The organism is Salidesulfovibrio brasiliensis JCM 12178 (assembly GCF_001311825.1).
GTDB classification, from domain to species: Bacteria; Desulfobacterota; Desulfovibrionia; order Desulfovibrionales; family Desulfovibrionaceae; genus Pseudodesulfovibrio; species Pseudodesulfovibrio brasiliensis.
The window spans coordinates 1-9,236 of the sequence record NZ_BBCB01000102.1 but is presented as its reverse complement, the minus strand read 5'-3'; the positions used below and the strand labels follow the sequence as shown (position 1 = coordinate 9,236).

Genomic DNA, 9,236 nt, shown 5'->3' with positions numbered 1-9,236 from the left:
CCCCGCCGGCCGGCTCGCCGGTGGCTTCGTCGGTCTCGAAATCATCACTGAGCGCGGCGGCCCACTCTTCGGCCAACTTGTCTTGTTCGTCACTCATTTCGGCCCCTTCCTGAAATAGGGTTCGTGTTCGTGCGTCTGAAAAACGACGCGCCGAAGACTATTAAGCAAGAACCGTGCTACTGGATGACCATCTCGGTTATGTACACCTTCAGTATGCTGCCGTTTCCGAGTATCTGGTTCAGCCTGTCGGCTATCTCGTTCTTGAGTTCTATCTTGCTCTGCAGCGTCGAGAGTTCGTCATACGTCTTGCTCGAAAGCAGCAGAAGAATGCTGTCCTTGATCTTGGCCTGATTGGTGGTCAGAGCCTCCACGACCTTATCGTCGCGGGCCTCGACCTCAACGCCGAGCTTGAGGTAGCGCCGCCCCAGCGGATCGGCCAGGTTGACGAGGAACACCGGCAGCGGAGTGAGCGTTCCCTCCTCCGGGACCTCCTGCACGGACTCGTCCGCGGTCTCCTCTGCGGCATCGTCCTGAGGCGCGATGAACTGCGTATAGGCAAAGTAACCACCTGCCGCGAGCGCGACAAGCACCAGGGCAATGATGATCCACTTGAGCTTTCCGCCCTTTTTCTCTTCTTGCTGAATTTCTTCGTCAGCCACGGTGTCACCTGTCCTTGGTTTTCGTTCTATCCGACTTGTTTCTAGCCCGAAATCGACGCAATATCCAGAGATGATCGAGCATGGCAGCCCACAGAAGTCATCATGGATATCCCCCGATGGGCCGCTGTGTCTTGAGCAGTATTTCCACCCGCCGGTTCAGCCGCCGCGCCTCGGGCGATTCGCCGATGGCGTCGGGCCGCGTGGCACCGTAGGCCGAAACAAGAATTCGTTTGGCCGGTATGCCCGCCTGCCGCAAAAACGTCAGCACGGACATGGCCCGCTGCGCCGAAACCTCCAGCGGGTCTGGCGCATCGTCCACGGCATCGGCGTATCCGGCCACGTCCACCGGCGCAGGAAGCGACGAGATGACCGGCACCAACGCGTCCAGAAGCGCGCGGCCTGTGTCGGAGAGCTCCGTTGAGCCGGGCCTGAAGACCAGCTCGTCCGTGAATACGAGCGCCACGCCGTCCCACTTCGATAAAATCTTGAGGTTCTCCTCAAGGGTCTGCCGGTCCAGCTCCGGCGGCAGCACGTCATCGGGAAAGATGAGGTCCTTGAGCCGATTCTTCTTTTCCAGCACTTCCCACGGCTTTTCCATGAGCTGCACCACCATCCGCTCACGGGCGTTGACACGGCCGGAACCGCGCTTGTCCAGCAGCCCAAGGTCTGCCTGAGTAAGCGTCACCGTGGTCAACAGGGCGTTGTCCATGCTGGACATGGTCAGCAGCAGCACGAAGAAGGTCAGCAGCAGCGTGACCAGATCGGAAAAGGTCACCAGCCACAACTCGAGTGGCTTGCACGGCTTGTCTTTTTTCTTCTTTGCCATGGCTACTGGCCGCCTTCTTCCCCGGCGGGGAGTTCCTCGTCCACACGGAAGATGAAGCCGTCCACGTCCACGGTACCGTCCGGCTCCTGACGATTCTCCGGCATCTCGGCGTCAAGCTCGCGCGCCGCCGTGGTGCTGCGCTTGTCCAGCACGATGTCCACCCGGCGGTTCTGCCTGCGCCCTTCCGGAGTATCGTTGGGGGCCAGCGGCGAGAATCGACCATACCCCTCAACGCGCATCATGTCCGCAGGCACACCCTCGTTGAGCATAAAACTGAACACGGCAAGCGCACGGTCGAGGCTCAGGCGCCACGATGAATCCGGAATGGTATCGTCCACTTCTGGTTCGTAGCGAGCGCCTTCTTCGTCACGCCGCTCCGAAGCGTGCCCGGCGATGAGCACGGGCCAGCGCAGGTTGCGCAGCACCGGAACCGCCACGGTCAGGATTTCCATGCCGCGCTCGGAAAGGGCCACGTCACCGGGCCGGAAGAGCACGTCGGCATTGATGGAAAGCACCTGCACGAACTTGCTCTCCTGAAACGAGAGGTCGTTTTCCGCATCTTCCCAGAGCAGCGGCTTGAGCGGTTCGAGGTCGCCAGAGTCGATGGGACCGGGCTCAACGGTGCGCTTGGTATCTTTTCGGGAATAGAGTTCGTAGCTTTGTTCGTGAAAGCCGAAGGTACCGATGATGGAGCCGAGCACCACGAGCTTGCGCCGCTCGTCCACGCGGGCCATGGACACGAGCAGCACGAAAAAGGTCAGCATGAGCGTCATCACGTCGGTGAACGTGATGAGCCACGGCGGCATTTCGTCGCAGACCTTTTTCTTGGCTTTCTTGGCCATGGGTCGCCTCGCTCCTTGTCCGCGCTAGTCGGAAGCGGCGCGGTCCTTGGGAGGCAGGAAGCTGTTGAGCTTCTCCTCGATGATACGCGGGTTTTCCCCCTTGGAACTAGCCAGAATCCCTTCGAGAATCATCTCGCGGATGAGCACTTCCTCTTTGCTTCTGGCCTTGAGCTTGCCTGTCATGGGGTTGAAAACGAGGTTGGCGAGAATCGCGCCGTACAGCGTGGTCAGAAGCGCCACCGCCATTGCCGGGCCGATGGTGGAGGGGTCGCTCATGGTCTGGAGCATCTGCACCAGCCCGATGACCGTCCCGATCATGCCCATGGCCGGGGCCATGGTGCCCATGACCGCCACAACGCCCGCGCCCACTTCGTGACGCTCTTCCAGATAGGATATCTCGGTTTCAAGGATTTCCTGAATCACCTGCGGCTCAAGGCCGTCGACCGTGAGCTGCAAGCCCTTTCGCATGTAGTCGTCGTCGATTTCCTTGATGAGCGGCTCCAGGGAGAGGATGCCTTCGCGGCGGGCGCGGTTGGCGTAGTCCTTGAACTTTTCGATGATAACGGCCGGGGACTCGATGCTGGAAAAAAACGTGTTCTTGATGACCCCGACAACGCCGATGACGTAGCCCATGGGGTAGTTGACGAGCGTCGCCCCGACGGTTCCGCCGAGAACAATGAGCGCCGACGGCACGCTGATGAAGACCAGCAGGCTGCCGCCCGTCAGAATGGCCGAGACCACCAGCCCGAATGCGAGCACCAATCCTATGACAGTTCCGAGATCCATCCCGAGTCCTTACGTGTTGTTGGCTACCTCGGCGGCCGAGCCCCGAAGATGCGTGTTCCTATGCGCACGAGCGTCGCGCCCTCTTCCACGGCAGTGACGAAATCGCCCGTCATGCCCATGGACAGGTGCGGCAGCTCAAGCCCGAGCCGCTGCCGCAGGGCCTCGCGAAGCTCCCTGAGACGCGCAAAGTACGGGCGCGCCCCCTCCGGATCGTCAAAAAACGGCGGCATGGTCATCAACCCCTGAACGCTCAACCCGTCAAGCCCGGCGGCCTGTTCCACCAGCTCGGCGAGCGCGTCTTCCTCCACGCCGCTCTTCTGTGCCTCGCCCGCGAGACTTGCCTGAACGAGCACCTTCTGCACGGTGCCGCGCTCCACGGCCTTCCCCGCGAGCTTCTTCGCCAGCTTGAGCGAGTCCACGCTGTGGACCAGCTCGAAATTCCCGGCCACAAACTTGGCCTTGTTGGACTGCAGCCCGCCGATGAAGTGCCACCGTACGCCGAGTCCGCCCAGCTCTTCCTGCTTGCCGAGCGCCTCCTGCACGTAGTTCTCGCCGAAATCCAGCTGCCCGGCTTCGGCCAGCGCCGCGATGTCCGGCGCGGCGTGCAGCTTCGACACTGCGACAAGGGTCACGTCCTCGGGCTTTCTGCCCGCTTTCTTCGCCGCCTCGGCGAGATCGTCCTTCACCTGTTCCAGCCGTTCGGCCAGTTCCTGCTTTCTCGTTTCCATTCGGTCTTCTCTCGATGCGGGGCAACGTCCCCGAGAGGCCAGCGATTTCCGGCCCTTGTGGCCTTCTTCAACCTTATCGGCCCTTTATTCATTCAGTTTAGCGAATCATACTGGAAAATCCGCTTCATATCCACTCACCATGCGAGGTACGCGAGGGCCTGACCAAACGCAACCCCCCGAAATGGTACGAATTCAAAAAAGTCTAGAGATTACGGAATGCTGTGTCTTTTTTCTGAAATTTCTTTCTCTCATTCGGCAAGTGAACGTGTTTTTAGCCGCTTCATGCACTGATTGCGACATTTTTGCGTCGGCAAGAACACGGCCCGACAGGGCCGGGAAAAAAGCAATTCCCGGCTGGCGATGGTATCCGCCTTGTGATAGCTCATGGCCTATGGAGATCAGGCAAATCGACCGCCGCATCATCGAGGCGGAAATGCTCGGTAGAGTATACGAGGAATTGTGCCGCACCCACGACCGCGACGCTGCGCTGGCCGTCATCGCCAACACCGTGGCACGGGCCGGGCGCGAGGCCGGAAAGGCCTTTGCCGCAGCAGCGCCGGGCGGCCCCTCGCTGGCGCACTTCAAGACCGTGGTTGACATCTGGCGGGCCGGAGGCGCGCTGGACATTGCGGTGGAAGAGGATTCCGACACCGCCTTCTCCTTCCGCGTGACCCGCTGCGGCTACGTGGACGCCTACCGCGAGGCAGGCATGCCCGAAGAACTCTGCCGAACCATCTCCTGCAACCGAGACGCCCCTTTTGCCGAGGCCTACGATCCCCGGCTCACACTGGAGCGCCCTTGCACCATCGCCGCCGGAGCCGAAGCCTGCCGCTTCCGCTTCGTCTGGACCAAATAAACGAGGTTTCACCATGAACGCCGCCAATCTGAAAACCGCCGTCATCGCCGTTCTCTGCATCCTCGTGGCCGCACAGGCCGCGTGGATCGTCCATCTTTCCCCGCTCTCCGGGCCGACCCCGGTCACGCCAGCCGTGAAAGAGGCCCGCGTGGCCCCGGACCGCTCCGGGTTCGAGATCGAACTGGCCGCCCCGGCCAATACCGAATCGGTGCCCGCAGATGAGGCTGCCGTGGTGGACCCGGAACTAAAGGGCGAATGGAGCTGGAATAACCCCTACACCCTGCGCTTCACCGCGAAAAAGCCCCTGCCCCAGAACCGCGAGTTCACCGTGACCATGGCCCCGAAGCTCGGGCTGAGCGGCGAGACAACGCTGACCCTTCGCACCGGGACCTTCTCCCTTGAGGAGATGGACCTCTCCGAACGCGCCGGCGGCAAGCCCGGCAGTGCGATCATCCGCGCCGTGGTCCGTTTCAACGGCCCTGTCTCGCCCGAGGACCTGCTCCGCCACGTGACCCTCACGAACACTGCCGACGATTCGCAGATCCCCCTGCAGGTCACCACCTCATGGAGCTCCCGGCGGCTGGAGCTGCTCTCGGACAGCGTGCAGAAGACCACGGAAGGCCGCACCTACCGCCTGACCGTGGACAAGGGCCTCAAGCGCTCCGGCACGGAGCTGGCCCTTGACCGCGACGCTTCGGCCAGCATCGACATCCGCCTCGACCCGGTGCTGCACTACAAAGGCGCCGACCGTGGTCCTCGGCCTCCGGCGGAGGCGTCCGGCTGAGCTTCTCCACGCCCATGGACGCCCGCAGCGCGGCCCCGTTCGTCAGCGTCGCCCCGAAAGCCAGCCACACCCTCTCGGCAGACGGCCCGGTGCTCATGCTCGGCGGCGACTTCAAACCCGGCACCGAATACACCGTGACCATCCGCAAGGGCCTGACTGCCGCGGACGGCGCGGAGCTGGCCGAGGATCATACCGAAGCCATCCGCATTCCGGACATGGAACCGTCCGTCTCCTTTGAAGGAAGCGGCATGTTCCTGCCCCGGCACAAGGGCGCGGGACTGGCGCTCACGGCGGTCAACGCCGACCGCATCAGCGTGCGCGTGGACCGCGTGTACCCCAACAACATCTTCTCCATGCTCCACGAGTACGGCTGGCGCGTGTTCGAGGACAACTGGGACTACTCCGGGGTTCCGTACGCCTTTGGCGGCAGAATCCACGAAGAGACCATCCCGGTGCGCGGCACGCCCAACCAGCCCGTCACCCTGCCGCTGCAACTGCGCGACCTCGTTGACTCCGGCGAGCGCGGCCTGTTCAAGGTCAGCGCGGCCATGCCCGGAAAGAACGGCGTCAAACGCTGGCTCATGCTCACGGACATCGGCCTCGTGGCCAAACGCGACGAGAACAAGTTCACGGTCTGGGCCGTGTCGAACACGACCCTCCAGCCGCTCTCCGGCGTCCGGCTGACGCTTGTGAGCGACAAAAACCAGACCCTGTCGCGCTCCAGCACCAACGCTGCGGGCGTGGGCCTGCTGCGCATCCCGGCGGACCACTCGGACGGATCGCCCTTCATGATTCTGGCCGAGCACAGGAGCGGGGACTTCACCTTCCTGCTGCCCTCGCGCTTCAGCGCGGACACCACCGGGCTGGACGTCAGCGGGGTCGAGGCTTCTCCCGCTGGGCTGCGCGCATACATCTACGGCGAGCGCGATCTCTACCGCCCCGGCGAGACGGTCAAGGCCATGGCCGTGGTCAGGAAAGACTCGCTGGCCGCGCCCCCGTCCATCCCGCTGACCCTGACCCAGCGCGACCCCAAGGGCCGCGACATCCGGACCATCCGGCTCAAGACCGACGCCGACGGCACCGCCGCCTTCGAGCTGCCGGTCCCGGACTACGCCCTCACCGGCGGCCACTCCCTGACCCTCAAGGCCGGGGACACCACCATCGGCACCTACGACTTCAAGGTCGAGGAGTTCATCCCGGACCGCATCAAGGTGGAAGTGGTCACGGAAAAACAGCAGTTCCTGCCCGGCCAGACCGTCAAGGCCGAAATCAAAAGCAGCTACCTCTTCGGCCCGCCCGCAAGCTCCCTGCCGGTGACGGTCCGCGCCCAGCTCCGCACCGCGCCGTTCACGGCCAAGGGGTATGAGGACTACGCCTTCGGCGACCCGGATCGCAGCTTCGAGCCGCAGGAGATATTCTCCGAGGACGGCACGCTCAGCGAAGCGGGCACCGCAAAATTCGACATCCCGCTGCCTGGCGGGCTGACCCCGCCCGCAGCGCTGGAGGCCATGCTCTATGGCCGCGTCAGCGAGACCGGCGGGCGCGGCGTCACGGCCCGCAAGAGGGTGACGATTCACCCTTACGAATACTACATCGGAATCAAGAAGCTCAATAAAAACGGGTTTGAATCCGAGCAACCGATAACTTTCGATTTCATCTGTCTCGATCCGCAGGGCAAGGAGGCCACGCACGGCCCGCTGACTGCGAAGCTCTACCGCGACCGCTACCGCACCGTGGTGCGAAAGGCCCCCTCGGGCGGCTTCCGGTACGAGTCGGTCAACGACCCGCAGCTTCTGACCGAGACCTCGGTCCCGGCCGGGAGCGGCGCGGGAAGCGTGACCTTCACTCCCGCGCTACGGCAGCTACCGCGTGGTCATCGCCTCGCCCAAGACAGGCGCGGCAGCCCGGACCACCTTCTACAGCGGCGGCTGGGGCTACTCCCCGTGGGCGCTGGAAAACCCGGCGCGCGTGGAGCTCGTCACGGACAAGGAGCAGTACCAGCCCGGCGAAACCGCCACCATTCAGGTGCGCGCGCCCTTCCCCGGCAAGCTGCTCGTGGCTGTTGAAGGCAACTTCATCAACGATGCCCGCATCGTGACCCTCGACGGCAACACCGGCGAAGTGCGCTTCCCCGTCAAGCAGGAGTACGCGCCCAACGTGCACGTCACCGCCATGCTGCTCAGGAAGGCCACGGACATCGGCGAAGGCTCGGTGGGCCGTGCCTTTGGCGCGATACCGCTGCTGGTGGACAACCTCTCCAACAAGATGTCCCTGAACGTTGACGCGCCCGCCGAGGTGCGCCCGGAATCCGAACTCTCCCTCAGCGTGAAGGCCGAACCGGGCGCGGTGGTGACCATCGCGGCGGTAGATGAGGGCATCATGCAGCTCTCGGGCAGCGAGGACCCCGACCCGTTCGGCTTCTTCTACGCCCGCCGCGCCCTCGGCGTGGAGAGCGCCGACACCTTTGCCATGCTCTACCCGGATCTTGCCCGCGTCATGGGCGCGAGCGACGCTGGCGGCGGCATGGCCATGATGGCCGAGAGCCGCTTCATGCGCACCGAAGGCATCCGCCGCGTCAAGCCGGTCTCCTTCTGGTCCGGCCCGCTGACCGCGGGCAATGACGGTACCGTGAACTACACCGCCAAGCTCCCGGATTTCCAGGGCGCGCTGCGCATCGTGGCCGTGGGGCTGGACGGCAAACGCTTCGGCACCGGAAAGACCATCACCCGCGTGCGCTCGCCGCTGGCACTCACCCCGACCCTGCCGCGCTTCATGGCCACGGGCGACAGCATCGAGATGCCCGTCACCGTGCGAAACGACATGGGCAGCGACGCCGCCGTCACCGTGAACGTTAACGTGACGGGCGCAGCTTCCTCCGAAGCCAAGCCGAGCACCATGCAACTGCGAGCCGGGACCGAAGATACCATTTACATTCCCATAACCGCCAACGACGGAGCAGGCGGCAAGGCCAGCGTCACCGTCACGGCAACAAGCGGCAAAGAGTCGCGCAGCGTGTCCACCGACCTTCCGGTGCGCCCGGCCCTGCCCTTCAAGCGCGACAACGCCTTCGGTTCCCTGAGCCAGCCCGAAGGGCAACTGGTACCCGAGGCCGAAGGATACGTTCCCGGCACGCTCACCCGCTCCGTGACCCTGAGCCGCATGCCCATGGCCCGCTTTGCCGGAAAGCTCAAGCATCTGCTGCGCTACCCCTACGGCTGCGCCGAGCAGACCGCGTCCCGGGCCTTCCCGCTCATCCGCTTCGGCAAGCTGGCCGAGGCGTTCGCCCCGGAACTCGTCAAGGACCGCAGCCCGGCCTTCATGGTCCAGTCCGCCATCATGCGGCTGGTGACCATGCAGACCGGCAGCGGCGGCTTCGGGTTCTGGCCCGGCGGGGAAGAGCCGCAGCCGTGGGTCAGCGCCTACGTGACCCACTTCCTGCTTGAGGCGAAGCAGGCGGGCTACACCTCGCCCGGCATGCTCCAGCGCGCGCTGGGATACATGCGAAGCCTCGCCACCCAGCGACCGAACGACCTCCGGCCCACGGCCTACGCCCTGTTCACGCTGGCAAAGGCCGGAACTCCGGACCGCGGCTCCATGGACGAGTTGCGCGACAAGCGGCTTGCCAAGCTCTCGCCACTCTCCCGCACACTGCTGGCCTGCGCCTACGCCCTGTCCGGCGACATGGAATCCTTCAACGCCCTGCTGGCCGAGCTGCCCGAGGTCAAGGACGGACGCGAGGACGGCGGCCGCATGGG

Annotated in this window: 9 protein-coding genes; 4 read left to right on the top strand and 5 right to left on the bottom strand. The window is 64.1% G+C overall.

The window, feature by feature from the left end; all coding sequences use genetic code 11:
* Window positions 1–176: 176 nt before the first annotated feature.
* The 5 genes from JCM12178_RS15690 to JCM12178_RS15670 all read right to left on the bottom strand — a co-directional run bounded on the left by JCM12178_RS15690 (window position 177) and on the right by JCM12178_RS15670 (window position 3,841).
* Window positions 177–659 (bottom strand): flagellar basal body-associated FliL family protein, encoded by a 483-nt coding sequence (locus JCM12178_RS15690; RefSeq protein ID WP_054652758.1) that lies wholly within the window; start codon window positions 657–659, stop codon window positions 177–179.
* 100 nt (window positions 660–759) lie between these two features.
* Window positions 760–1,485 (bottom strand): OmpA/MotB family protein, encoded by a 726-nt coding sequence (locus JCM12178_RS15685; protein ID WP_054652756.1) that lies wholly within the window; start codon window positions 1,483–1,485, stop codon window positions 760–762.
* Window positions 1,486–1,487: 2 nt separating this feature from the next.
* On the bottom strand, window positions 1,488–2,327 hold the full coding sequence (locus JCM12178_RS15680; protein ID WP_054652754.1) for an OmpA/MotB family protein: 840 nt from the start codon (window positions 2,325–2,327) through the stop codon (window positions 1,488–1,490).
* Between the two features lie 24 nt (window positions 2,328–2,351).
* Window positions 2,352–3,113: a motility protein A gene (locus tag JCM12178_RS15675; RefSeq protein WP_054652752.1), complete on the bottom strand. Its 762-nt coding sequence runs from the start codon at window positions 3,111–3,113 to the stop codon at window positions 2,352–2,354.
* 23 nt (window positions 3,114–3,136) lie between these two features.
* Window positions 3,137–3,841 carry a YggS family pyridoxal phosphate-dependent enzyme gene (locus JCM12178_RS15670; protein WP_054652750.1) on the bottom strand — a complete coding sequence of 235 codons (705 nt, stop codon included), beginning with the start codon at window positions 3,839–3,841 and terminating at the stop codon, window positions 3,137–3,139.
* 391 nt (window positions 3,842–4,232) lie between these two features.
* Here JCM12178_RS15670 and JCM12178_RS15665 point away from each other — a divergent pair, with 391 nt between their 5' ends.
* The 4 genes from JCM12178_RS15665 to JCM12178_RS20035 form a co-directional block, all read left to right on the top strand.
* A complete protein-coding gene (locus JCM12178_RS15665; RefSeq protein WP_054652748.1) occupies window positions 4,233–4,697 on the top strand; it encodes an L-2-amino-thiazoline-4-carboxylic acid hydrolase in 465 nt (154 codons plus the stop codon).
* 13 nt (window positions 4,698–4,710) lie between these two features.
* Window positions 4,711–5,481, top strand: coding sequence for a hypothetical protein (locus JCM12178_RS20045; RefSeq protein ID WP_054652746.1), 771 nt, complete (start codon window positions 4,711–4,713; stop codon window positions 5,479–5,481).
* A gap of 14 nt (window positions 5,482–5,495) precedes the next feature.
* Complete coding sequence (locus tag JCM12178_RS20040) at window positions 5,496–7,547, top strand: MG2 domain-containing protein (RefSeq protein ID WP_054652744.1); 2,052 nt, start codon at window positions 5,496–5,498, stop codon at window positions 7,545–7,547.
* Window positions 7,450–9,236 (top strand): alpha-2-macroglobulin family protein (locus JCM12178_RS20035; RefSeq protein WP_369404543.1); only part of this gene is annotated, 1,787 nt, incomplete at its 3' end. The genes JCM12178_RS20040 and JCM12178_RS20035, both read left to right, overlap by 98 nt.